General features: G+C 46.5%; 24 protein-coding genes. 8 read left to right on the top strand and 16 right to left on the bottom strand.

What is annotated here, in order from left to right; genetic code table 11:
* Window positions 1-88 precede the first annotated feature (88 nt).
* Window positions 89-655, top strand: coding sequence for a GNAT family N-acetyltransferase (locus tag BK127_RS13790; protein WP_076230887.1), 567 nt, complete (start codon window positions 89-91; stop codon window positions 653-655).
* Between the two features lie 37 nt (window positions 656-692).
* Here the strand turns inward: BK127_RS13790 and BK127_RS13785 are convergent, their stop codons facing one another.
* Window positions 693-992, bottom strand: a complete 300-nt coding sequence (locus BK127_RS13785; RefSeq protein ID WP_076231354.1) for a DUF6509 family protein — start codon at window positions 990-992, stop codon at window positions 693-695.
* A 94-nt stretch (window positions 993-1,086) separates the two neighbouring features.
* Between BK127_RS13785 and BK127_RS13780 the strand changes: the two genes are divergently transcribed.
* Window positions 1,087-2,160 carry a CapA family protein gene (locus BK127_RS13780; protein ID WP_179097480.1) on the top strand — a complete coding sequence of 358 codons (1,074 nt, stop codon included), beginning with the start codon at window positions 1,087-1,089 and terminating at the stop codon, window positions 2,158-2,160.
* A gap of 157 nt (window positions 2,161-2,317) precedes the next feature.
* Here BK127_RS13780 and BK127_RS13775 read toward each other — a convergent pair whose 3' ends face one another.
* From BK127_RS13775 to BK127_RS13765, 3 genes are all read right to left on the bottom strand, one after another.
* Window positions 2,318-2,887, bottom strand: coding sequence for a 50S ribosomal protein L25 (locus tag BK127_RS13775; RefSeq protein WP_076230882.1), 570 nt, complete (start codon window positions 2,885-2,887; stop codon window positions 2,318-2,320).
* 85 nt (window positions 2,888-2,972) lie between these two features.
* Window positions 2,973-3,917, bottom strand: coding sequence for a DUF1861 family protein (locus tag BK127_RS13770; RefSeq protein ID WP_076230879.1), 945 nt, complete (start codon window positions 3,915-3,917; stop codon window positions 2,973-2,975).
* Window positions 3,883-4,182, bottom strand: coding sequence for a helix-turn-helix domain-containing protein (locus BK127_RS13765; protein ID WP_076230876.1), 300 nt, complete (start codon window positions 4,180-4,182; stop codon window positions 3,883-3,885). The genes BK127_RS13770 and BK127_RS13765 overlap by 35 nt, the downstream gene beginning before the upstream one ends.
* Before the next feature lie 208 nt (window positions 4,183-4,390).
* Here BK127_RS13765 and BK127_RS13760 point away from each other — a divergent pair, with 208 nt between their 5' ends.
* The 3 genes from BK127_RS13760 to BK127_RS13750 are packed head-to-tail and all read left to right on the top strand — an operon-like array spanning window position 4,391 to window position 7,750.
* Window positions 4,391-5,572, top strand: coding sequence for a glycosyltransferase family 4 protein (locus tag BK127_RS13760; protein ID WP_076230873.1), 1,182 nt, complete (start codon window positions 4,391-4,393; stop codon window positions 5,570-5,572).
* Complete coding sequence (locus tag BK127_RS13755) at window positions 5,572-6,678, top strand: glycosyltransferase (protein ID WP_076230870.1); 1,107 nt, start codon at window positions 5,572-5,574, stop codon at window positions 6,676-6,678. Before BK127_RS13760 ends, BK127_RS13755 begins: the two co-directional genes overlap by 1 nt.
* Window positions 6,671-7,750, top strand: coding sequence for a mannose-1-phosphate guanylyltransferase (locus BK127_RS13750; RefSeq protein WP_076230868.1), 1,080 nt, complete (start codon window positions 6,671-6,673; stop codon window positions 7,748-7,750). Before BK127_RS13755 ends, BK127_RS13750 begins: the two co-directional genes overlap by 8 nt.
* 118 nt (window positions 7,751-7,868) lie before the next feature.
* On the opposite strand, the gene BK127_RS13745 is transcribed toward BK127_RS13750, so the two are convergent.
* The 3 genes from BK127_RS13745 to BK127_RS13735 all read right to left on the bottom strand — a co-directional run bounded on the left by BK127_RS13745 (window position 7,869) and on the right by BK127_RS13735 (window position 11,423).
* The gene (locus BK127_RS13745; RefSeq protein ID WP_076230865.1) at window positions 7,869-9,233 is read right to left on the bottom strand and encodes an MATE family efflux transporter; all 1,365 of its coding nucleotides are present in this window, start codon (window positions 9,231-9,233) and stop codon (window positions 7,869-7,871) included.
* Between the two features lie 177 nt (window positions 9,234-9,410).
* Window positions 9,411-10,388 (bottom strand): aldo/keto reductase, encoded by a 978-nt coding sequence (locus tag BK127_RS13740; RefSeq protein ID WP_076230862.1) that lies wholly within the window; start codon window positions 10,386-10,388, stop codon window positions 9,411-9,413.
* A 156-nt stretch (window positions 10,389-10,544) separates the two neighbouring features.
* Complete coding sequence (locus BK127_RS13735) at window positions 10,545-11,423, bottom strand: CHAD domain-containing protein (protein ID WP_076230859.1); 879 nt, start codon at window positions 11,421-11,423, stop codon at window positions 10,545-10,547.
* Between the two features lie 198 nt (window positions 11,424-11,621).
* On the opposite strand from BK127_RS13735, the gene BK127_RS13730 reads away from it, so the two are divergent.
* Window positions 11,622-12,635, top strand: a complete 1,014-nt coding sequence (locus BK127_RS13730; RefSeq protein WP_076230856.1) for a serine hydrolase domain-containing protein — start codon at window positions 11,622-11,624, stop codon at window positions 12,633-12,635.
* A gap of 68 nt (window positions 12,636-12,703) precedes the next feature.
* On the opposite strand, the gene BK127_RS13725 is transcribed toward BK127_RS13730, so the two are convergent.
* From BK127_RS13725 to BK127_RS13700, 6 genes are all read right to left on the bottom strand, one after another.
* Window positions 12,704-14,605: a heparinase II/III domain-containing protein gene (locus BK127_RS13725; protein WP_076230853.1), complete on the bottom strand. Its 1,902-nt coding sequence runs from the start codon at window positions 14,603-14,605 to the stop codon at window positions 12,704-12,706.
* Between the two features lie 102 nt (window positions 14,606-14,707).
* On the bottom strand, window positions 14,708-15,538 hold the full coding sequence (locus BK127_RS13720; RefSeq protein ID WP_076230850.1) for a protein kinase family protein: 831 nt from the start codon (window positions 15,536-15,538) through the stop codon (window positions 14,708-14,710).
* Window positions 15,539-15,631: 93 nt separating this feature from the next.
* On the bottom strand, window positions 15,632-16,420 hold the full coding sequence (locus BK127_RS13715) for a class I SAM-dependent methyltransferase (protein ID WP_076230848.1): 789 nt from the start codon (window positions 16,418-16,420) through the stop codon (window positions 15,632-15,634).
* Window positions 16,421-16,484: 64 nt separating this feature from the next.
* Complete coding sequence (locus BK127_RS13710; protein WP_076230845.1) at window positions 16,485-17,456, bottom strand: ABC transporter ATP-binding protein; 972 nt, start codon at window positions 17,454-17,456, stop codon at window positions 16,485-16,487.
* A gap of 37 nt (window positions 17,457-17,493) precedes the next feature.
* Window positions 17,494-18,285 carry an ABC transporter permease gene (locus tag BK127_RS13705; protein ID WP_076230843.1) on the bottom strand — a complete coding sequence of 264 codons (792 nt, stop codon included), beginning with the start codon at window positions 18,283-18,285 and terminating at the stop codon, window positions 17,494-17,496.
* On the bottom strand, window positions 18,282-19,055 hold the full coding sequence (locus tag BK127_RS13700; RefSeq protein WP_076230840.1) for an ABC transporter permease: 774 nt from the start codon (window positions 19,053-19,055) through the stop codon (window positions 18,282-18,284). Before BK127_RS13700 ends, BK127_RS13705 begins: the two co-directional genes overlap by 4 nt.
* Window positions 19,056-19,478: 423 nt before the next feature.
* Between BK127_RS13700 and BK127_RS13695 the strand changes: the two genes are divergently transcribed.
* Complete coding sequence (locus BK127_RS13695; RefSeq protein WP_076230838.1) at window positions 19,479-20,585, top strand: DNA alkylation repair protein; 1,107 nt, start codon at window positions 19,479-19,481, stop codon at window positions 20,583-20,585.
* A 148-nt stretch (window positions 20,586-20,733) separates the two neighbouring features.
* Window positions 20,734-21,672: a LysR family transcriptional regulator gene (locus BK127_RS13690; RefSeq protein WP_076230835.1), complete on the top strand. Its 939-nt coding sequence runs from the start codon at window positions 20,734-20,736 to the stop codon at window positions 21,670-21,672.
* 35 nt (window positions 21,673-21,707) lie between these two features.
* Here the strand turns inward: BK127_RS13690 and BK127_RS13685 are convergent, their stop codons facing one another.
* Genes BK127_RS13685 through BK127_RS13675 form a run of 3 tightly spaced genes read right to left on the bottom strand, consistent with a single transcriptional unit; the run spans window position 21,708 to window position 24,871 of the window.
* The gene (locus BK127_RS13685) at window positions 21,708-22,895 is read right to left on the bottom strand and encodes a M20 family metallopeptidase (RefSeq protein ID WP_076230832.1); all 1,188 of its coding nucleotides are present in this window, start codon (window positions 22,893-22,895) and stop codon (window positions 21,708-21,710) included.
* Between the two features lie 31 nt (window positions 22,896-22,926).
* Window positions 22,927-23,892: an ABC transporter ATP-binding protein gene (locus BK127_RS13680; RefSeq protein WP_076230829.1), complete on the bottom strand. Its 966-nt coding sequence runs from the start codon at window positions 23,890-23,892 to the stop codon at window positions 22,927-22,929.
* A complete protein-coding gene (locus BK127_RS13675) occupies window positions 23,873-24,871 on the bottom strand; it encodes an ABC transporter ATP-binding protein (RefSeq protein ID WP_076230826.1) in 999 nt (332 codons plus the stop codon). Before BK127_RS13675 ends, BK127_RS13680 begins: the two co-directional genes overlap by 20 nt.
* Window positions 24,872-24,925 lie beyond the last annotated feature (54 nt).

Raw genomic sequence — 24,925 nt, 5'->3', positions numbered from 1 at the left:
CACCTGAAATTGTTTTCATACTAATTTCATAAAGATAGGCTATAATTTGTATATGTTAACCTTCTAACGAAAGTGTGGATTCATATATATGTATAATAATTCAGATTTTCCCAGCTTGTCCACAGAACGTTTGTTATTAAGACAAATGACGCAGGACGATGCCGATGAGCTTTATAGCTTCTATGCTGAAGGATCTCCTATTATCAAGTATCTCGATTGGCATGGACCTTCCTCCATGGAGCAAGCCCGTGAACTGATCGTCGCCTGGAATAAGCAGTTTCAAGAAAATAGGCTCCTGCCTTGGGGGATAACCCAGCATACAGACAATAAATTAATCGGAACCATTATGTGCATGCCCGTTCGCGGCACGTTCGATTATCATCCGCTATCTCCTGTTTCCGTAGGCTTCGAGCTCACAGATGCCCATTGGCATAAAGGGTTTATGTCTGAGGCCTTGGGGGCCGTGATCCAATATGGCTTTAACCATATTGGCGTTCATCGCATGCAAGCGGAGGTTGTCCCCCAAAACAAAAACTCATTAAGACTCCTGGAGAAGTTTGGCTTTAAACAGGAAGGTTTGTTGAAGCAATATTTGATGCACGATGTGACCAAAGTATTTTTCGATGTGATTATGCTAGCGTTGCTGGAAGTTTAATGTCGTTAATGACTTTCGTTATGTGCAGTCGATATCTCTACGACTCCTCAGCATCTACCAAATGCTCTTTACAAAAAGCTTCAATGACTGCCAATTCATCATCTTCAAGCTCAAAATCCACGTAATTATCATTGGTTTTCTCATGAATGGCATATTTCGCCATGCCGGAGCGACTTTCCTCCACCACATAAATGACCCGTACATACAATCCATTCTCCGAGTATAGTTCGTCATCCTCCGCCACCTCTATATCCAGCAGCAGCTCATAACGCTTACCAGTCAAAATCCCGAACGGATCCTTGATCAATTCCACACTATAACCAGTAATGGTTAACATGGTATCATCCTTTCCAAATCTTCTGCATCTTATCATTATACTTCCTCAAATACATAAACGGAAGCCTATCGGACACTTGCCCGCACTCTCTAGTATGATTACGAATATATTGGTAGCAAGAGGTGATCCGATGCAAGAAATAACGATCGCTGCAGTTGGTGATATTTTAATCAATGGGGCTATTTCGATGTCAGTCAAGCAGCGTGATGCCAACCTGTATGATTTTGATTGCATTTTTGAAGACATTGCACCTATTTTACGGGACGCTGACCTGACTATCGGCAATTTAGAGGTTCCTTTAAAAGGGGATATGCCTTTTATTAAAAAAAAGAACCCGCGAACAGGGTTTCCTATGTTCAATGGACCCGAGCAACTTGCCGCGGCGTTAAAACGAAACGGTTTTGATGTATTGGTAACGGCCAACAACCATTGTCTTGATAATGGGATCGAAGGACTGCGGCGTACCCTGCAGGTGCTTGATGCCAATCAACTAGCCCATACCGGTACTTATGCCGCTCCCGAGCAGACTCGGCAGCCACTGATCATGAACGTTAAAGGGATCAAGGTCGGGATTCTCGCCTATACCAAAACGACCAACCAGATCCCCCTTCCTACCGCCATGAGAGGGTCAGTCAATCTGATCAACGAAGCTCAAATAATAAGAGATTTACGCAAAATTAAGCCAAAAACCGATCTGAATATTGTTTGTCTCCATGTAGGACAGGAGTACCAGGCTGCACCGACCTTGGAGCAGCGCGCGCTCGTTCGCAAGCTTTTACACCATGGAGCAGACGTTATTCTTGGCTCACACCCCCACGTGCTGCAGCCGATCCTCAGGACGCGTTCCAACCAACTGGCCATATACTCGCTTGGTAATTTTGTATCGATTCGCTTAAACGATAACCCTTATACCAATAATGGATTGATACTTCAATTGACCATACGCAAGGATGAATCCCGTACTACAATCAGCAGCGTGGACTGGGTATCTACGTGGACTTATCGTAATTTTCGGGGAAAGCGGCCCATCTACCGTATCGTCCCCAACACAGCAAAAGCCAGTATACAAAGCAGAGAAACCGGCATCTCTCTGAAGCAAAGAAAACTAATGGAACAAATGCGGATTTACACCTCAAACTTACTGAGATCTCGCGAACATAAGCCATAGTGAACCCTATTGGCAAAGATGATTTCACCGGATATTCATAAAAACCAAAAATCCCCTTCCAAGCAGCCGTGTCCATATTCATGAAATCATGAATTTCACACTTCCTGTTAGAAGGGGATGTACCCTATACTCACTATTTATGTTTAGTCGGGATCTACTATGCGGTTTCTTCAACTTCCTCGTGCACCGTTTTGATCTGAATCATGACAGTACTCGGATCCGTCAACACTTCAATTCCATCCTGGAAAATCAGGTCAGAAACGAGAAGCTGATCGCCAGCATCAAGGCCGCTAATATCCACTTCCATGGAAGTCGGCAAATCACCAGGCATACAGCGAACCTCTACTTCATACTTTTCCACCTGCAGGACGCCGCCAGATTTCAAACCGATTGCTTCACCTAGAAAATGGATCGTAACTTTACTATCCATGCTTTCCGTCATGTTCACATGATGAAAGTCAATGTGTAGCAGCTTGCCTGACAAGGTTTCCCTTTGGATGTTCTGAACAACGATCGGCAGTACTTTTTCATCGGAGGTTTTCCCCTGCAAAATAGCACGCGGATTTTTTTTCAAAATGTTCAGCATTTCTTTTTCATTCACTTCTAATGACAAAGTATCTTTACCAATCCCATACAACACAGCGGGGATGCGTCCCTGTTTTCTTGCTTGATTGATGTGGGACTTTGTTTCACCGGTGCGCTTGTTTAATTGAATAAATTTACTCATTTGTTGGTTCCTGCTCTCTTTTGACCATAAATTCTTGTCAATTCATTATAACATGACCATAGAATCTAGTCAAATTCATCGATTTTCAAGATTCATATTCGACAAAAGGATCCGGGATTTCAATCTGATAGGCTTCAGCATCACTCACACCAACGGAGAGTACGGCTCGACCGTGGCCTGACCGTATAAGTCCACCGCTAAAAATAACATCCTCCAGGTCTGGCCGTTTACCAGGACCTATTGGAAAATCACTTCTTGCCGCAATAATTTTTAAAGGCGTTTTCTCACAAGTTTCGGGGTCTATCGAAAATACCATTGAATAATAGTGCTTGTTGCCTGATAGATCAAAGCAGGCGATATGCCCCAGCACGCCCACATGCCCATTGCTCAATAAATGTGCTTCGTTTGCCCCTCCCCATTCCTCGGGGACAAATTGATTTCCAAGCATCTCTGCATCAATAAACGTTTGCTCATCAAGCTCATCCAGCGAATCGATAATGGTAAATCCGATTTGACCTCTTCCGCCTTTTGCTCCTTGCGGTCTTGTGAATATGCCTATCCTGCCATCCATAAGCTCAATCAGACGAATATCCTTCATCGTACCAGGGCCGGATGAAAAGTGGCATAACGAATCTATTTGAAAGCCGCGATAAAATTGAGTGACCCACGACACGATTTTACCCGGATTATCCGCTGCAGTGAAGACTTCAACTCCGCCAACAATCAATTCACCCTTAATAATCGTTGTACAGGGGTCCTGCAAATTATAAGTATGGGTATGCATACGAGGGCTCCACACCTGATTGTCGCATGTAAAAAAGAAGACTTGAGAGAACTCGCTGTCCCGTTCCTCAACTCTTCCCAAGAGTACTTCCTCCCCGTCATATTGAAACGGAGCCGTTATATTATATACATCTCGGTTTCCAACCCCAGAGAACGTTAGCTTCTCTACCTTCGTTATGCGAGGATTCGCATAAAATGTATCCAAAAGCTGTTTACAGGTTTCCACTTGTGCCGCTTTCCTTGTCATTGCCGTCCTCCTGATGTTCAATCGATTCATCTATCGGCCAATCGCTTTCCACATTCTCTTCCATTATTATGAGCTGCCCAGGCTGAACTTTAAAATACAAACAAAGCTTTAACAGCAAATCCCTCGGATACTGTACCATCTCATCCTTATACATACGACGTACCGAATCAAAGTGGTAATCTATATCTTTGGCAAGCTTACGTATCGATAATTTGGGATCGTGATTTTCCATGACCGCTTTTAAATTACTACGTATGACTGACATACTTACACCTCCAACATTAATATATATGGAGAAGGGTGGAGAGTCAATAAAATTGACAAGAAAAAATGGTCATGTTATAGTGGTTAAACAGGAAATAATTTGGAATTTTCAGAAAATTTAATACCACTTCCCCCTAATTAGAAATAAAGATCTCTTTATCTTCTTTTTTTTTACCCAAAAATCATGAACGCATATGGAGGCTATTGATATGAGAAATACAAGCAGTAATCGGAATATCGTTTTTCTTGGTACCAGTCTGCCAAGAGAATGCGGCATTGCTACCTTTACACAAGATTTACTGGATCAATTTGAACATATACAAGGCTTCAATAAACCTCGGATTATTGCCATCAACAACAACGAGACTTACTCGTATCAGGAACAGGTCATGAGGGAAATTGACCAGCATAATCTGTCGGCATATATCGATACGGCTGATTTTCTGAACTCGTCAGATGTTGATCTTCTCGTTATTCAGCATGAATTCGGTATTTATGGCGGAGAAAGCGGGGAATATTTGATTCCATTTGTCGAGAGACTAAGGATTCCTTATATCGTCATTTTTCATACCGTGTTAACGAAGCCTTCCGCCAAACAGCGACACATTATGAATCGTATCGCGAAGCTGAGCGTTAAAGTCGTAACGATGGCGCAATCTACCGTCAAGGATTTGATCTCTATTTATGGGATTGATGCCACCAAGGTCACCTTCATTCACCATGGCGTACCCGATGTCACAACAGATACAAGGGCAGAGCTCAAAGAACAATATGGTTATGCAGACCGCAAAATTTTGTCTACCTTTGGCTTCTTAAGCCCTGGCAAAGGAATTGAGTACAGCATAGAGGCCATGCGCGGTGTCGTTAAGCAGCATCCGGAGTGTCTCTACATCATTTCGGGGAAAACACATCCGGTAGTCAAACAAGAAACAGGCGAGGTTTACAGACATAGGCTGCTCGATCTTGTGAAGGAATATGATTTAAATCATAACGTTCTCTTCATCGACAAACTATTGACTCAGAAGGAAATTATACAATCGCTTGTTATATCCGATATTTACATGACCCCTTATTTGGGCAAGGATCAGGCCGTTAGCGGTACTTTGGCATACGGAGTCGGCTATGGAAGAGTCATTATTTCAACACCTTACCGATACGCTGAGGAAATGCTCGCAGAGGGCAGAGGTTTACTGGCAAACTTCCGTGATTCGGCCTCTCTGGAAGCTTGCATCCTCCAACTGCTGAACAACCCTGCTGAAGTAAAAGAAATGGAAAATCGCACACTTGAACTAGGCAAAACCATGCTCTGGAGCGAAGTCGCCAAAACCTATGCAGCACTTTTTCAAGAAAAAATAACGATTTCGCAGTTAACGAACAGGAGTGTGATTTAATGGAGGTACAGACGATCATAAAGTTTAAGACCGATTATATGCGCAGGATCACGGATGATACGGGAATTTTTCAGCATACGAAGTTTGGTGTTCCCGATCGTGCGAAGGGCTATACAACCGATGATAACGCACGGGCATTAATCGCAGCCGTTTTATCATACAGCAGCAGCAAAGATTCAGTCACGCTGGACCTCATCCATACTTATATTTCCTTCATTCATCACGCACAAAATGCAGAGGGAAACTTTAGAAATTTTATGGATTATAATCGTTCATTTATAGAGGATAGCGGCTCTGAAGATTGTCAAGGACGTACGTTATGGGCACTTGGATTCGCACTCTCTCATTCTTCCTCCCTACCCGATAATTTATTAAACACGTGCCGTTATTTAATCAATCAAGCATTACCGCATATTCATGCGCTTGGTTCACCCCGTGCCGGGGCCTATGCCATGATCGGTCTCAGCTATCTAATAGAAACCCCTGATGCCTTAACCTACTCCTTCCCTTATCTCCATAAGGCAAATACCGCGGAAGATAAAGCATTTTTACCCAAAGCCTTTATTCTTAATTTGATCGAAAATATGGCTGTCCGGCTGCACAATCAATATATGCGCAATAAGGGAAACGGTTGGAATTGGTTTGAAGACAGCCTTACCTACGGAAACTCGATGCTGCCCTGGGCACTTCTAAAAGCATTCCGTATTTCAGGTAATGTGTGTTTGAAGGATACAGCCAAGGAGAGCCTGGATTTTCTAGCTTCGAAAACCTTCTCCAAAGAAGGCTATTATAAGCCCATTGGCAGTCACGGCTGGCTGCTGCGCGACGGACATGCCGCTCCCTACGACGAACAGCCGATTGAAGCGTGTGAGATGCTGCTTGCTTGCAAGGAAGCTGCGGTCGTACTGCAAGACCCCGCTTATCTGAAGCAAGCAGATTTATGTTATGAATGGTATGTTGGTCATAATTCAATTAAAACGTCTCTGATCGACCCCCAAACCGGTGCTTGTTACGACGGTATCCATTCAACAGGGTTGAATCTTAATCAAGGCTCCGAAAGTATCATTTCCTTCTCCATTGCACGTTTGGTGATGCATCATGAATAAATTTGCAACTATCCTTGCAGGCGGTGGCGGAACACGGTTTTGGCCGCTGTCCAGGCAGGAGATTCCGAAGCAGCTACTCAATATTAGCGGAAACGATATTATGTTAAACGATACCATCGAACGATTCAAAGGAATTATCCCTCAGGTAAATACAGTTATCGTGACGAATCGTTCCCAAGCTGTGTTGATGGAGAGCATTATGCATAGCAGTGTGTCTAAAAGTAATATTTTGATTGAGCCCGTGGCGCGAAACACAGCTGCCAGCATTTTGTTTGCAGCGTTATCTATTGAAAAAAACCACGGCGATTCATTAATGGTCGTATTACCATCCGATCATTATATAACCGACGAGGACCAATTCCGGCTTACGCTCGACGAAGCCTGCACGGTCGCGATGGAATCAGACAAAATCGTAACTATCGGAATAAAACCGACATTCCCTTCTACCGGCTATGGCTATATCGCTTTTAATAAGAATCCGATTTCCTCCAAACCTGTAGCTGTATATGAAGTAGCCGAATTTGTTGAAAAACCGAATTTCCAGAAAGCCCAAGGCTATCTGTCCTCAGGTAATTATTTATGGAATAGCGGTATATTCATTTGGAAAACATCCGTAATTATTGATAATTTCAAGCGTTACCTTCCTCGGTTGTATAAGACGATGCTGCCAATCAGGGAATTTCTCGGTACGGAGCAGGAAGAAGACATCATTAATCAGGTTTATCCGACACTTCAAAATATTTCGATTGATTATGGCATTCTTGAGCGATCCGATGATGTCGTGGTGCTGTCTGGTCAATTCGGCTGGAATGATATCGGCAGCTGGGATGCACTTGGTTCGATCTTCCCACCCGATGAATCAGGCAACATAATCAAAGCGAATCACTTGGGCATCGATACGCGTAATTCGATTATCTATGGAAATGGCAGACTCATCGCGACTATCGGCGTAGATGGATTTATCATTGCTGACACCGGTGATGCCCTATTAATCTGTCCCAAGGACAAAGCACAGTCTGTCAAAGAAATCGTCGAGTTGCTGAAGGAAAATGGAATGACTGAATATATTTAGGGATAGGGATTACACTAAAAACCGGATCACCAGCAGAGGTTTAGCTGCGTGAATCCGGTTTTTGTGCTGCCGCTCAGACGCAGATGTATCATCGACGAACAGGCTTGATCATACAAATTTATACAGTAGCTTGAGCTTCCTTCGCGTCCGCCTGAACCAGCACCTTTTTCTCCCAGGCTCGGCTGCGCCATCGGTGCAAAATAATAATTCCCCGCACCCATTCGTCAAGGATAAACACGATCCAAATTCCCATCAGTCCATAAGCGAGATGAATACCCAGAAGATAGGTTAAAGGAATACACATTCCCCATACAACCGTAATACCGGTTATAACCAAAAATCTCGCATCACCTGACGCTCGCAGCGCTTCGCCAATCACAATATTCAAGCATCTACCAGGCTCCAGCACAAAGCCCAACAGCAGCAGCGCGGCACCCAATGTAATAATTTGAGGGTCACTCGTAAATAAGCCAAGCAGCGGCTTTCTAAATATGGCGATTACAATGACAGCCCCCATCGACAGCATCAGACTTAAGGCAAGGCTGCGGAATAGCTGTCGATAGGCTTCTTCCTTTTCCCCGCCCCCGATGAGACGGCCAATAATAATTTGCGTGCCACGGCCTAGTGAAATGGAGAGCACCATTATGAAATACATAATATTTTGCGTATAGATGCGAGTCGACAGCATTTCGGCACCGAGCGACGTAATGAAATACGTAGTGACGATTTGACTAGCTGCATACGACAGTTGATTGCCCGCCGTGGGGATGCCAATCGACAAAATCTTTTTCATATCCTCCAGCTTGCATCTCACGAGCTCCTTCAAGCCCAGATCCAGCTTAACAACCTTACGTAATATCAGAATATAAACGCCAAGCCCGAGGCATTGGCTGATGACCGCCGAGATGGCCACACCCGGAACACCCAGCTTCGGAAATCCCCACGGACCAAAAATGAACAAATAATTGCCGGTTAAATTAATCAGATTCATGCCAATGGCTACCATCATCGTATATCGGGTGAATCCATGGACCTGAACAATCGCCGAAATCGTCAGATTGAGCGCCTGAATGAATAAAGCCCCTCCGACAATAGACAGAAAGGTTTGTGCCGTTCCGAGCAAGTCCTGCTGCAGCCCGAACAGTCCGAGCAGCGGCCTGCTGAAGATGACCATCACGACACTAATGACCACGCCCGATATAAAATTCAGCAAAATCGCACCGGCCGCAAATCTGCGTACTGCTTCTAATTTATTGGCTCCCAAATATTGCGAAATGACGATAGCTGATCCCGCAGAGATCACCTGCAGCAATAAAAACGTAAAAATAATGAGTTGATTGGACACTCCTACTGCAGCTACCGCGCCATCCGATACGTTACTGACCATAAAGGTGTCTGCAGCCCGCATCGCCATTTGCAGAGAGGATTCAATAAATAACGGCCATGTAATCGTAAATAAAGCCAGCTTGTTAGTGTTGGTCATGGGTTCATCCAGCTTCTGTATGATTTTATTTTAGATCTTGATCGCCCTCCAATGAATGAGAGCGCTTTAATAACAGAGTACCACACTTACTTTATTTATAGAACACTTACCGCGACTTAATTGTCTACTAATCCCCACAAAAAAACATCTTGATTGGCTCAAGATGTTACGCAATTCCTATGGAACTTTGACACCTCTGGATGTCACGTACAGATCGTACCATTCTTCGCGCGAGATCACGATTCCGGTTGCTTCCGCGCAAGCACGTATCCGATCCGGGCTTGTTGTGCCTAATACAGGCTGAATCCCTGATGGATGGCGCATGAGCCAAGCAAGTACTATAGCTTCCAGTGATGCGCCCTTCTGCTCCGCCAATTGCCGAACGAGTTCAGCAGTTTTGCGCACTGTCTCTGGCTTGTCCGTCAAATCCTTACCACTAAACAGCCCCTTGGAAAGCGGCCCCCACGATTGAACCTGAATATGCTCCATCTGGCAAAATTCAAGCAGCCCTTCGGGAAATGACAGCTGTGTTCCTGCTTTTTGATTGACCGATATCCCTGCATCAATCCAATCCAGCTTGGCAAGATTCAATTCGAGCTGATTGACGATCAACTGCTCGTCCAAACAAGATTGGAGCCACCGGATTTGCGTGGGACTCATATTGGAAACGCCAAAGCTTTTGACCTTCCCCTGCTTCTTTATCTTGTCAAAAGCGCTTGCTACCTCTTCGGGCTCCATTAACGGATCCGGCCTATGCAGCAATAAAATATCGATAGACTCCAAACCAAGCCGTTCCAAAATGCCGTCTACGCTGGAAATAATATGTTCCTCGGAAAAATCATACCGCGCTGGAAGCCCTGGACCCTCCTCCATCCGAATGCCGCATTTGGATTGGATGATCATCTGCTCCCGCAGCTCCGGACGCTCCTTCAGTACTTGTCCGAATGCAGACTCCGCCTTGCCGTAGGCATAAATATTGGCATGGTCGAACATATTGATTGACACGGAAAGCGCTGCATCTACAGCCGCATGCGCCTTTTTCATATCATCAGCCGTGATAGCATCCCGCGTCCACCCTCCGCCTAAACCCATACAGCCCATAACGAGACGACTGGCCTGGAAGCCATGTTTATGTAATGCCAACTTATTACCCATGATTGCTGTCATCCTCCTTTGTTAATAACCATCAGCTTGTCCTAACCATTATAAACCAAAAGGAGGACCGTACATAGAAGTGCGTGTTAAAATCAGCTGCGTGCACCTTTATCTGGTGTAGCGGATTGGATTCATCCCATCCTGCTGCTATGTCGATCACTCTCCTACAAGCTGATTGGCACGCAGCGCCTGACGTATTTCCCCCATAAGGCTGTCTTTGAACGCTTTCCATGTTTTCTTGCTAACATCCAGCTTGTCCTGACCGATCGCTTGGACGGTTTCCAGCCATATTCGCCGATCATTGATTTGACCCAGCTGGTCCTGAATGTCTTTATATAGCTGTTCATGCGAATGAAACTTCTGATCTAATGCAAAGGATGCAGCAGATGCTGTATATCTCAGCTCCTTGGCTGCGATTCTCAAATCATGCAGAGCGTCGAACGCTTCCTTCGTTTCAGCACCGTTGTGCCTACTAAGCTGACGATAGGCTTGTTTATGCTGTTCATAGGAAACTTCAAGCTCACGCATCACCTGATTTACGTTGATATCGGCACTTTGCGAATCCAGCTCAGGCAAATCCTTCAGAAACGCCTCCCATTTCTCGTCCAGTGCAGGATTAATCAGTTCCGGCAGCTTATCGGCCAGCTTTGCTCTGCAGCGTCTCCGCTGTTTTCTCTGAATCTGGATGACTGCCTTTAACAAATCGGCCTCTTTGCGTCTGCCGCTTCGCTTAGCCCTTTTCCGTCTCGCTTGAAAAGACTCGATCAGCACATCTGCATCCCTGACCTGACCGAGGCGTTTTTGCGCTTGCTTGATTAATGGATACAATCCGGAATGATCATGCTTGTCGAGGATACGCAGCAGTGTCAGCAGCTTCCGGCTGTTGACCCGCGCTTGATGAACATCCTCATTATCAAAGCCGCGGCTTGCCCTTCTGCCATACTCGCAAAACTGTTCATATAAGCGATCCAAAGCTTGTTTCCATGCATCTTGATGAGGTTTTGCACCATGATCCGGCACACCTGTACTCTCCATGCAGCATCTCTCCTTTACTCATCATTACGACAAGACAATGGGAACCAAACAACCGATTATAAAGGTTTCCCCGTAGATCATCGTGAACAGCAATACCTTATTTTGTAAAAATTCCTAATTCGACATGGAGGATTGTTCAAACTGCTCTCGAATTACTCATGTAAACCCTTCCCATTTAAAAAGAAGGAGCCCACTGCCATGCAACTGAAAAAAAGTACATTGACACACTACAGCTTAGGTGAACTTAATCAGTATATGCTAACCATCCAGCATTTAATCTCAGCTACAGCTGCATCGATGGTCGTCATTCATCATGGACAGATTGTTAACGAATGGTATTCCGGCAGCCATGGAAGCTCAAGCGAAAGTCGAACAGTCGATGCCAGGTCCCGTTTTAATGTGGCCTCCGTTCGCAAAACTTACCTCGGTGCGGCAATCAGTCTTGCTATATATGAAGGAAAAATAAAAAGCATCGATGACCCGGTAACGGAATACATAGCGGATTACGACCCCGAACTATTAAGCCATACAACCCTTCGGCATTTATTAACGCATACCCATAGTCTTAGGGGACACAATCAACGACTGTTCCCTCCAGGGACCGAATGGAAATACAATAATGAGGGTGTCAATCTGCTCATCCAAATGGTACGAAATGTGTTTGACCAGCCGCTTGCTCAAGTGATGCAGGAACGTTTTTTTGTACCTTATGGATTCACAGAGACAGGGTGGGTACAAGAAGAACAAGACCATTTGGTTTGGCTTCATGAAGCTTACTCATCCGATCAGGGCAGCGAAGCTAATCTCTTTGCCAGTACGAGGGAATTAGCCTATTGGGGATATCTTCACCTAACGAAAGGTATGTACAAAGGCAAACAAATCATACCAAGCACCGTATTCAATACCTGCTGTTCCATTACTACCCCCGCAGCACTTAATCAGACAATAACCAGAAACGGCTTCTTTTGGTGGGTGCAGGATATACCGCGTCCGACGTCCGAGCTCGGGGGTCAGCTTCCTGTAGGTTCTTATCAATCCCTGGGGCTGTATGGGAATGCCGTGCTGGTTATTCCTGCGTATCACCTAGTCGCCGTCCGTATGCTGAATCAAACAGAACCAAACCCGCCGACTTATGATTATATCCATGATATCCAAACCTTTGGCAATCTCGTATGTCAGTATGGCGCTGCAGTCAACTCCAAATCATCTTAATCACTCAAGATGATTTGGCTAGTTCATGAGCTCGTTTGTTATATTTTTCTGTTGGAAGCTCTTCTTATTCACACAGCAGAAGTTGTACCCGTGATTGCCTCGGAAATTGTTACAACGACTTCTCCGGCCCGCACAGGCTCCAGCAAACGAAGCTGCAGCCGATATAACGTGTCTCCCCATATGGACTGCATTCTGGCATCACTGACCGTGATCGTCTCCACCACAGCTTGCAGTCGATTGGCTGCATACTGAATCCATACCCGCTCGCCGTGCTCATTCGTTAGCTCAATGCGTCCATCCTCTAGCAGCTGTGGCGTTGGAAGCAGCAAGCCGTTAAACACCACATCAGCTGATGCCTCTTTCAATTCAAAACTATCCTTGATCTCAGCATAAGCCTGGTCTCCTGGTGTCCGATGCAAAGTGATGCTTCGTTTCCAGAATTCGATCCCCGCCGACTCAGGATATGCAGGTGTAAGATTCAAGGATAAGTTGGCTGCTGAATCTGTGTTCACGTATTCGACGTCGGTCGCCCTGTAGGCCTCACCATCCTGCTGCTCCACGCCATTCACAGTCGGTAAGCTGTGGTAGCCTGATTGCATCGTCCAGATCTCGTATCTCCGCTCGCTGAAGGTTTTGGCTGTGTAGCTTTCCGTGCCTGCATCAATGAAAAATGGATGTCCGTTGAAGTAGACAATATAATGTCCGACATCATTATGGTTATGGTTCTCATCGTTGTGACCACCTTTTGCTGCTAGATACAGTCCAGCCGAGCTCCCCTCGTGCTCCCTTGCGACAAAAATATGGGTATCCTTCAGCCATACATCCCGTTCAAAGGGTGCCATTGCCCGCTGCCCTGTAAGCTCGGTGTAATTCGTGAACTCCCCAAGTATCCTCGTACATGAAAAAATTCGATCACGCGTAATGCCATTAGCCTGAAACGTATACGCACCCAGCGCACTCATTTGTGAATCCTCAATTCTTTTTCCATAACGATATACCACATCAGCAGACAGGCTCAGCCTCGCGTCGCCATCGGCAAAGTTAACAAAATCGTTACCGGCAATATGCACCCGATAAATATATTTGCCCATTTCCTGCACAAGCGGCTCCTTGTAAAAATCGATGCGTCCTGCTGACCCTTCATATAGAAGCTCCAAACAATCGAACAGGGATGCGCCTGCCCGCCCCCAATAACCCGGCCCTTCATCACAACCACCGTCAGGATGATAGATCTCCATAAAGCTGTCGAGACTTTGCATGCCTTTCGCTACAGCGCGGCTCCTGACTGACACATCCTCCTCCAATATCAGAAAAGCTGCCAAACAATTGGAATGAATCCATGGATTCCAGTTGTTGACGCGTTTTGGCGTATAGCCCATCCACCAGAAATCCTCGCGTTCCAAATAAGGCTCAAATATACGCCTGTTCATCTCATAACGAATACGCTTCAGAATCATCGGGCTTTCCGCCTGCAGCTTATCTTTAAACAAGTATGTCGCCCAGGCAAGTAAACCACCCGTATCCGCGGCAAATAAATCGATCACCTGCTCCGTGACATCAGGCAGCGAATAACCATCACTCTGGGAGGACAGCGTCATATGAGCGGGAATCACCCAATACGATTCCTCACATAAGCACCACAATCCATTCATGATTTGCTCGAAGAATCGGCCCTGACCCTCGACACATTCTCCGAACAGCAGATCGCCTAATACTCTTCTTCTTTCAAAATAAGCCTCTTCATAATGCGTACGATTGCCATTACGCACATAATCCATATAACGAACGGCTGGAAGTGCCGGCCATGTATAATCCAATCGTTCCTCCGCCCAGCCTATCCAGGTCGCACGTGCCTCCTGCGGGAGCTTCTCCCAGAACTCACGCTCTGCAGCTTTTGGGTACGGTTGGAACTGCTGCGCTGATACCAATAGCTCACTCAAATTATGCTCTTTTGCAAATTGATCAAACATCCCATATCATCTCCTTCTAAGGTATAGAATGGACTTGCTTCAAGCCCATCATACACCTTTCAAAGGAGAAGAACTACATCTTCTAGCAGCATAAATACCTTATTAGTTCTTAGTAGCTGCCTCCAGCCAGTCATGGTAAAAAGCAGCCACACTACCGTACCGATCTTTTCGATCCGCAGAGGCAGCCTTGCAAGCAATCCGATACAGAGTTTCAGACGCCAGCCAATCCTTCGAGTCCCGACTGCCCTCATCAGCCAAAAAGACGAATGCGGCAGCTCCCATTGTGAACACGTTAGTAAGGTGGTCAATCCGGCTTCCCTTCACGAATTCCTCCGGTGCCATAAACCGGCTTGAGCCATATAAACGATCCATCTCCAGTGTAAAAGCACCTTGTGCGTAGCAATCCAAATCGCACAAGTGCAGCTCATCCCGATCGAAATCGTAAATCATACTGCCGTCATAAAAATCTACCGCAACAAAACCCTCACTCTCCAGATAGGTGTGTACTTCATATACTGCCGATAAAGCAGCAATTATCTTGTGTACAAGCAGCTGCCTGAATCGGTAGTGTGGCGATTGCGGCGAGCTTCTACCCTCTTTGCCCGGGAATTCCGGTGTTCCGAGCACCTCACCGTCTACCCATTCATACACAAGAGCAAAACCTTCAGAGGTATGGATCGAGTTGAGCAGCTTGGGGAGCCGCGGATGCGCAACAGCGCGATGAAGTCGTTCCGCATTTTGCATAAAAGCAATAGCTTCAGCTCGTTCCGCATATTTGACGAACCATCGTTGGCCCATAGCCTCGATACCATAGGAAATGCATCCCGAGTCCTGCTGGTTGAATACTTTAAATATTTGACCCGCTTCCAACAATAAAGCAGTGATATTACCATCATATAGGCTTACTTTCAGCAGAACGTTTTCCTCTGACATGTGAGTCCTCCTCAATATTTCGCATCCCTCTGACACGCAGCACCACTTCGATGTAGTCAACTGGCTTCATCCACGCTATAAGATTCCTATAGATCAGTTGGTTCCTTTCGCCTGAACCAGATAATAAAAGCTGATCGTTTTCAATCCTTGTTGACTTCGGTTCAGCTCAAACTGGCGACGGATCCCTTCCATGCAGCTGTCTTGTACGAATTGATTGAAGCCCTCGGTTTGCCCGAATCCGATGATTTGGAGCACATCCTCCACTGTTGGCAGGTACGTCGTTTCGCGTAATCTACGAATAGAGAGCACATCGAGCTTGCTTTGTGAAAGCATGAGGTTGATTTTATCCAGAATCGGTGTTCCTTGCTGCGGTGGCGCAAACAGCCCGGGGAAATAGCTCCCCAGCTCGATACCTTCACCATTTCCATCGCCAGGATGCAGAGATAGCACATCACCTCGTGGTTTGAGAATTCGATTTGCTTCGGGATACCAGCTGGTTGGACCTTTTTTGGTATAAGCAAGATCAAATTCATTATCCTTGAAGGGCAAGCCATCATGGGTATTTCCCAGAACAAATGAGACGTTCGGTTTACGGTTCTGTTCCGCTGTACGTAAAAAGCCGTCCGTCATATCATAACCAACGACCTCATCAGCCTGGCTCGCCCATCGATTCGCAAAAGCTCCATGACCGCAGCCTACCTCGAGAACCTTACCGCGCACCAGCTTCGCCAGTTCCTCACTGAAGATATCCTCCGCAGTCTCCCCTTCAACGATCGTTGTCCACGGGTACTCGTATTTACCAGTCTGCTCAGCAAGTCGATTGCACCAGGCTAATGTCTGTCCTCGCAGCCATTCGGGGTGCTGTGTAATATCGGGAAACATATTGAGTTCCACCTCTCCAGTTTAGATTTAGGTTACTAACCATTTGACACGTTAATTGTCGCTTCTATCCGTACACACGGTGGATGACCTCTTCAAAGTCTGGCTCCTCCATGTGCACGTCCTCGATAACACCCCAGGCACTCATCGCCTGAAGCACCTCCATCGCTGTTGTTTCCTGCCGATTGCAGGCTACGGACATCATACGCGAATCAATCATCTGAATCTCAAAAGAAGATGTGTGGGCCGATGGTTGTTTAATCGCTTCACGAAACGTTATTTTCATCCGCGTTGGAAGCCCGATTCTACCCCTCAGCTGCTCCAGCGTTCCATCATAGATCGCCTGACCATGATTAATAACGATGACTCGGCTGCATAGCTGCTCAATATCGTCCATATCGTGTGTGGTTAGCAAAATCGTTTTGTTCAATTCCCGATTTAACAGCCGCAGGTGCTCACGAATTTGCTTTTTGGCGAGAACATCCAATCCGATCGTCGGTTCATCCAGAAACAATAATTCGGGGTCGTGGAGCAGAGACGCCGCCAGATCAGCCCGCATTCGCTGGCCAAGGGACAGCTTCCGTACCGGTGTGTCGAGAAAATCGCGCAGATTCAAGACCTCACTCAGCTTACCCAACTGGCGTCTGTATGCTGGTTTACCGATCTTATACAGCGATGCGAGGATCTCGATCGAATCCTTGACCGGAAGATCCCACCACAGCTGAGTACGCTGACCAAACACCACCCCGAGCTGCCTGACCAGCTCCATCCGATTCTTTTGCGGACTGCGTCCGTTAATCGTTACTTCACCTGAGGTGGGATGCAGAATGCCGCAGAGCATTTTGATCGTGGTCGATTTCCCTGCCCCGTTTGGCCCGATATAACCGACAAATTCACCTTTTGGAATCTCGAAGCTGATATCCTTCACCGCCTCAACCAAGCGGTAATCCCGCGTAAGTAACGTTCTTAGCCCCTGCAATCGACCTTGCTTGACGACTGGAATTCGGAACGTTTTGTGCAAGCTTTTGGCAATAATCATAGGTCTCCTCCTTTTAAAAATCCACTGAATCCGTCTGTCAGGTACCCGTGCTTTGATAATGAGAAATCCCGTACCGCCACAACCGCAGCGCCGCAAGCAGCAGCAGGATCGCTACCAATAAGGTAACCACCACTACCCAAGGTCCCTGCTCGCCACGAATCACGTACAGTGATGGTACATAAGCAGTAAAGCCCATCGGTACAATCGTCAGTAGAACAACGCGCATCCATTGCGGATAAATAGTTAGGGGATACTGCCCGGCAATCGTGCCTGCATTGTCTGTGATCCGCTGTAAATCATCGATCCGATGCGTCCAGAAGCCTACCGCCGCTGTCGCCAAGCCGATCGAAAACGTAATCATCGTCCCGCTCGCCACAACCACGCCGGTTAACGGGATCGCCCACCAGGTCACCTGACCGCTCGCCATCAGATGATGGAGACAAATACTAACCAGAATCGTGCCAAGAATCAGTTCACCGAGCATCGGGCGAAAATTCCGCGTCATCAGCACCAGCAGCACGGGCGCCGGACGAATCAATAGTCCATCGAGCAGGCCCTGTACCAGATATTTTTCAAAGCCGTTAACTTCCGAGGCCAATATCCGGTAAAAGGCTCTGGTGAACATCATGATGGTAAACAGATACCCAATCTCGTACACGCCCCAGCCTTGAATACCATTGAACCGATAAATGACGGTGACCACAGTAAGAAATTCCAGAGAGAACATGAATAACGCCATCATCGAGGAAAAAATAAAATTGAATTTATACTGCATTTGTCCGCGAAGGCTTGCTCCCGCCATCCGGGCATACAATTGTATCCAGCTCATCCGCCCTGCACCTCCACCTTGCGACGCATCGTATGAGTCATAAGTATCGCTGCAGTTGTTAGCAAGCAGCACCAGATCAGGGAATTGACGAGAACCGTAACCGGATCCAATTCAAGATAAATTCGCGCTGGATAATATTGCAGACAAGGGTAAGGGGAGAGCAGGCTGATGGTCTTAAGCCATCCGGGCAGCCAGGCTACAGGAATGAAAAAACCGGAGAGCAGCATATTCAGTGCATGATGCACATGCCATAGCCAACGTGACTCGGTGGTCCACAAGGCTGTGATTCCAACCAAGTAGGAAATACATAGGGCGATATAAGCGGATAACATGAGGGCTATGAGGGTCCACAGCCAGGTTAGCGGATGCTGAGGAATTTGAATCTGCAGAAAAATAACATAGATGAGATAGATCGGCACGGTACTGTAGAGAAACTGATAGATCAACTGTCCCCACTCCCGGCTGAGTAAATACCAGAAGAACGGCATTGGCCTCATCAGCTCGTGAGCGATCTGTCCCGTTCGAACCATACCGTCAATTCCCAAACCTGCTGTCGGGAATAAAATCCAGATACAGGCTTGATTGAATGCAATATAGCTGAGCATACCCTGCAGCCCGTATTCGCCAAGTGATTGGTCATGGCTGATACCAGCCCAGATCGACATGTATACGTATCCGATCGCGACACTGGCGAGCATGCGAAGCAAGTGCGCTCTCCGGTACTGCAGTTGATTTAGATAACCTTTGCGGGCTAACGTTAAGGAAAACATGAGCACCTCCAGCTCTTTTCGTTCTGAGATCTGCTTGCAAACTTACGATCTAATCGAAGCAACATGTAAAATATAAAGTAAAATGGAAAAAAAGACTAGACTGTTTCTTTTCCGTATGTTATCCTAATATTATAGACAGCGATTACAGTTCTATTTCTAGTTGAACTTTGAAAAAAATCAACTCTAGTTAAAATTTACCTACGGGGCTATTGTGCGTCGTTTATTTTAGTTTTATGGCACTTTAAGTTTAAAAGTCGTGAAGCAATTCAATTTCTATCCACCTTTGGGGTACTGCTCCAAAGGTTTTTTTTCGTACATTATCCACTACACTCATTTGCAAAGAGATATGATGATTTCACCAGAAGCACAGTGAAACGCCGGGAGCGATCCGTTATAATGGTTAACAGAAGGAGGAGATACATAATGGGAGAACCTTTAAAAGCCATGTACAATGAACAGTTTTTGCGCAGCTTTGGTGAGAAAGTACGTACCGTATACGAGGCTTTCCATACAGAAGGTTTCATTGCTGCGGCGATTGACGATACATGGGATGGGCTGGAGTTGAAAGCCCGGATGCGGCGGATCACCCAGACACTTGGGGCGCATCTGCCGGAACGGTACGAAGAAGCATTAAACATCCTGTTTGCAATCGACGAGACCTGTGTCGGTTTTCCGTATTTGTTCTTTCCCGATTTCGTGGAGGTGTATGGTCAGGCGGAGGAACACTGGGCGCTTTCCATGAAAGCACTGGAACGCTTTACGCCAAAATCATCAGCGGAGTTTGCTGTAAGACCGTTCCTGCTCCGTGAGCCCCAGAAAATGATGGCCCAAATGGAGGTATGGTCTAAGTCTCCAAATGAGCATGTAAGGCGGCTTGCGAGCGAGGGCTGTCGGCCACGTCTGCCGTGGGGACAAGCACTCCCGATGTTCAAACGCGACCCGGCTCCCGTGCTGCGGGTGTTGGAGCTGCTAAAGGCAGATCCTTCGCTTTATGTGCGCAAAAGCGTTGCCAATAACCTGAACGATATTGCCAAGGATCATCCCTCCGTTGTACTCGATACCGCCCGACGCTGGAGGGGCGTCGATCCGAATACAGACTGGATTGTGCGACACGGCTGCAGAACCTTGATTCGTAAAGCAGATCCCGAGGTGATGACACTTTTTGGATATGCGGAAGCAACAGAGTCCGAGGCACTTACAAGCAGCGAGGCATTCACAGCAGAACCGTCTGTGCTGTCAATTGGTGGAGCCTGTGAGCTGCGGTATGAGCTGCGGATCCGGGAAGGCGAACCCGCTCATGTCCGTATTGAATACGGAATCGATTTTGTAAAGGCTAGCGGACGCAGCTCACGCAAATCGTTCCTGCTGTCCGATAAAACAGTGCCTGGCGGCACCTCGCTGAACGGCACTCGAACTCACCGTTGGTCGGACCTTACAACCCGTCGTCATTATCCGGGGGAGCATCGGATTGCCCTGCTGGTGAATGGACGCGAGGTCGCTTTTACGATAATCCAGTTGGAAGGGAACTAACCTGTTGATCCCATGCCGATGATTCATTTTCGACACCGAGCTTTCGACTCCAGTTAGATTGGAAAGCATGGAGATCAGCAGTATAATACAAGGATAACATCCCATTTGCTTTGGCTTGCTCAGATTAAACCGTTAGAGGGGTTGCGTGGTGGACGAGAAAGACTGTAAGGTTTTACTCATTATATTTGAGGAACAAAATTTGTCCAAGGCAGCGGAGCGTCTTTACATTACCCAACCAGCCCTAACGTATAGAATCCGGCAGCTGGAAAAGCAATATCAATTGCAAATCGTTCAAAAGGTAGGCAAGAACATCAAGTTCACCTCAGAAGGCAAACATCTTGTTGACTACGCCAGAAAATCGTTGCAAGAGCACCAACGGTTTAAAGAATTCATTATTAACTTAAAGAGCGAGGTTCAGGGAACGCTGCGGCTTGGGGTTTCCAGCCATTTTACACAATACAGGCTTGCGCCGATTCTTCAACAGTTTCTTAAGCTATATCCCAAAACCGAAATATTTCTCAATACGAGCACGAACCAGGAGATCTTTCAGGCTCTCGAAAACGGCGGCCTTCATGTCGGTATTGTCAGAGGAGAGTTCAACTGGATTGATCAAAAATATTTGATGAGTGAAGACCCTTTTTATATCATTTCCAACAATGAAATCGACCTGGAGCAGCTGCCCACGCTACCCCGGATTAGTTATCGAACCAATACGCCTCCACTGAATAAGTTCGGCTATAAACCCGACACTTTACTTCTGGAAGCCATCGACGGGTGGTGGAAGGATCGGTATAACGCTCCTCCGCATATTACAATGAACGTCAGCAACTATGAAACGTGTAAGCAGCTGGTCACACATGGGCTTGGTTATTCCATCGTTCCCCAGCTCTGCTTACATCCTCAGGATACTTTCCATAAGTATCTGATGACTTTCCGAAGCGGACAGCCCCTGGTTAGGAAAACATGGCTCATTTACAAGGAACCATCTTTGGAAATCAATCTGGTCAATGAATTTATCAACCATATCAAATCGTTAAATCTTCATGAGTTGATAGGTCGTAATCATGAAAAAGAGACAAAAGGATGATGATCAACATCGCTTCTGTCTCTTTTTTGTTCATGCTATAAGCTGCTCATAAATGCACTTTTGGCTGTATCGAATTCTTCCTTCACCTCATGAAGCAGGTTAGGAACCGTAATTAAATCATAGGCAGAGCAGGCAAGCGCCTTCGCCGCTAAGATGACAGCCTTATGCCCTGCTTCACTCGTTCCGGCTTCTACCCATTCGGTAGAATGACTGGCCGTACCGAAAGGAACAAAAGCGACACGCAGGCAAGCGCCGGGAACTATATACGTCACATTGCCAAAATCAGTAGAGCCAGTGCTCGTTCTGGGAGGAGATATCTCCTTAATACCTGCTTCTTCAGCGTTTTTCAATAAGACTTGATTCAATCTGTCCACGTTGACTTTATTTTCGCATCGCTTCACTTCTTTAATCGTTAATTTGCTGCCTGTGGCAAGAGCCGCTCCACGTGCCGCATTATACACCCGCTCCAGGACGGTATCCAGGTAGGGACGGTCCGCTGCCCGCACATAAAACTGAGCCGTAGCCAAGTCAGGCACAATATTGGCCGCAATGCCTCCATTCGTAATGACCCCATGCATCTTAACGTCTGAGCGAACATGCTCACGTAAATATTCAATGGCATTAAACGTCATCAACACCCCGTCGAGAGCACTAATTCCTTTCTCCGGAGCTACCGCAGCATGCGCAGCTTTTCCTTCGAATATGAAATCAATCAAATTCATCGCAAGCGATTTGCCGTCTACCGTAGTACGGTCGCCTCCATGCATCATTAAGGCTACGTCCATATCATCAAAAATGCCGGCTTTGATCATAGGCAATTTACCACTGGTCGTTTCTTCAGCAGGAGTGCCATAGACGACAATCGTCGCGGGTATATCACCCAAATTTTGCGAAAGCGCAATGGCTGCGCCTACAATAGAAGAGGCTTGCAAATTATGCCCGCAGCCGTGCCCTAATCCTTCCAAAGCATCGTATTCGCACAGTAAACCAATGGTCGGTCCGCCTGCCTGATTGGCATAAGTCGCTCTAAAGGCTGTTGGCAATCCGGCAATCCCTTGCTCCACCCGGAAATGATGGGAAGCTAAGGTGCGGGTTAACAATTCCACCGCTTGAAACTCATTGTTACCTAATTCAGGATGATCATGGATAAAATCATTGATTCCAATTATAGAGTCCCGCAGACTATCCACGGAAGCATATATGTTCGATTTGGACTTACTCACATTCACTACCTCCAGAGGACATTTTCATTAATTAATGATATAAATGACACGCAACATACTGGCCATTAACTTCCTTGAGCTCCGGCTTATCTGTCCGACAAATCGCCATACACTCGCTGCACCTTGGATGAAACGTACAGCCGGATGGTGGATTGGCAGGGCTCGGGACATCCCCTTGCAGTACAATTCTTTCCTTCTTGATTAAAGGATTTGGAATGGGTACGGCAGACAACAAAGCTTTCGTGTAAGGATGCTTAGGGTCATTAAATAATTCGTTCTTATCGGAAAGCTCGACAATTCTGCCTAAATACATCACGCCGATCCGATCGCTGATATGTTTAACGACACTCAAATCATGGGCAATAAATAAGTACGTTAATTGAAACTGCTCCTGCAAATCCTGAAGCAGGTTGATCACCTGAGATTGAATGGATACATCGAGTGCAGATACAGGCTCATCCGCTACGATCAGCTTGGGGTTCAAGGCCAAGGCCCGTGCGATTCCGATCCGCTGACGCTGCCCGCCGCTGAATTCATGCGCATACCGTTTGGCATGGTAGCTGCTTAAACCTACGACATTAAGCAGTTCCTCAACCCGTTGGTCCATTTCTTTTCCTGCGGCGATTTTATGAATCTGTAAGGGTTCTGCGATAATGTCGCCTACAGTCAAACGCGGGTCCAACGATGCATAAGGGTCCTGAAAAATAATTTGTAAATCTTTACGCAGCTTTCTTAATTCCTGCGGTTTCATGCCAACCAGGTTTTTCCCCTCGTATAGAACTTCGCCTTCGGTTGGTTCCAGTAATTGAAGAATCGTTCGTCCCGTAGTCGACTTTCCACAGCCGCTTTCTCCCACCAAGCCGAGCGTTTCTCCTTTGTAAATTGTAAAATTCAAGCCGTCTACGGCTTTAACATGATTAACGGTTTGACCGAAAATTCCTTTTTTGATAGGAAAGTATTTTTTTAAATTATGGACTTCAATTAGCGGTTTTTTCATCTCGGGTCTCCCCCTGATTGTATGAATGAAGCCAGCAGCGGCTGTAATGTCCTGTTTCGACTTCCTCCAGCAATGGTGCGTCTTGGCGGCATTTGTCCATGGCAAATTCACATCGAGGGGCAAACGAACAGCCTTTGCGCAAGCTGCCCGGAATCGGTACATTACCGTGGATCGAATACAATCTTTTTTCTTCCGCATCCAAGGTCGGTATGGATTTCATTAACCCTTGCGTATAGGGGTGCTTGGGATTGGTGAAGATCGTGATGACATCCCCTTCCTCCACCACTTTCCCGCTGTACATAACCACGACACGGTCGCACATCTCAGCGACCACACCCAAATCATGCGTGATCATCATAATGGCCGTGTTTTGTTCTGCTCTTAATTTTCTCATCAAATCCAATATTTGCGCCTGAATCGTGACGTCCAGGGCAGTGGTCGGCTCATCGGCGATGAGCAGCTTGGGCTGGCACGACATGGCCATGGCAATCATGACACGCTGCCTCATACCGCCTGATAGCTGATGCGGGTAATCATCGACGATTTGCTCCGGTCTCGCCATGCCTACTAATTTGAGCATCTCAATAGCGTGTTCCCTTGCCTTTTGCTTACTATATTTCAAATGGATTTCCACTGATTCACCGATCTGCTGACCTATCGTGAACACCGGGTTTAACGAAGTCATCGGTTCCTGAAAGATCATGGCCATTTCGTTGCCGCGAATCCCTCTCATCTCCGCTTCCGGTAGAGACAATAAATCTTTTCCATTAAATTCGATGGAGCCTCCAACGACTTTGCCTGGAGTAAGCCTCATTGTGGTTAGTGAGGTTACACTTTTTCCGCAGCCGGACTCACCGACGATACCAACCGTTTCTCCCTCATATATCGTGATGTCCACACCATCTACAGCCGGAACTACACCTTCATCGGAATAAAAGTACGTTTTGAGCTCTTTAATCTCCAGCAGCTTGTTCTTCAATGTCTGACCTCCCGCATCACAGATTGATTTCATTTCACCTTCAAGCAAACAGAG

It is taken from the genome of Paenibacillus sp. FSL H7-0331 (assembly GCF_001956045.1).
Note: the sequence above shows the minus strand (reverse complement) of the source record. Positions and strands in the feature narration are given on the sequence as shown.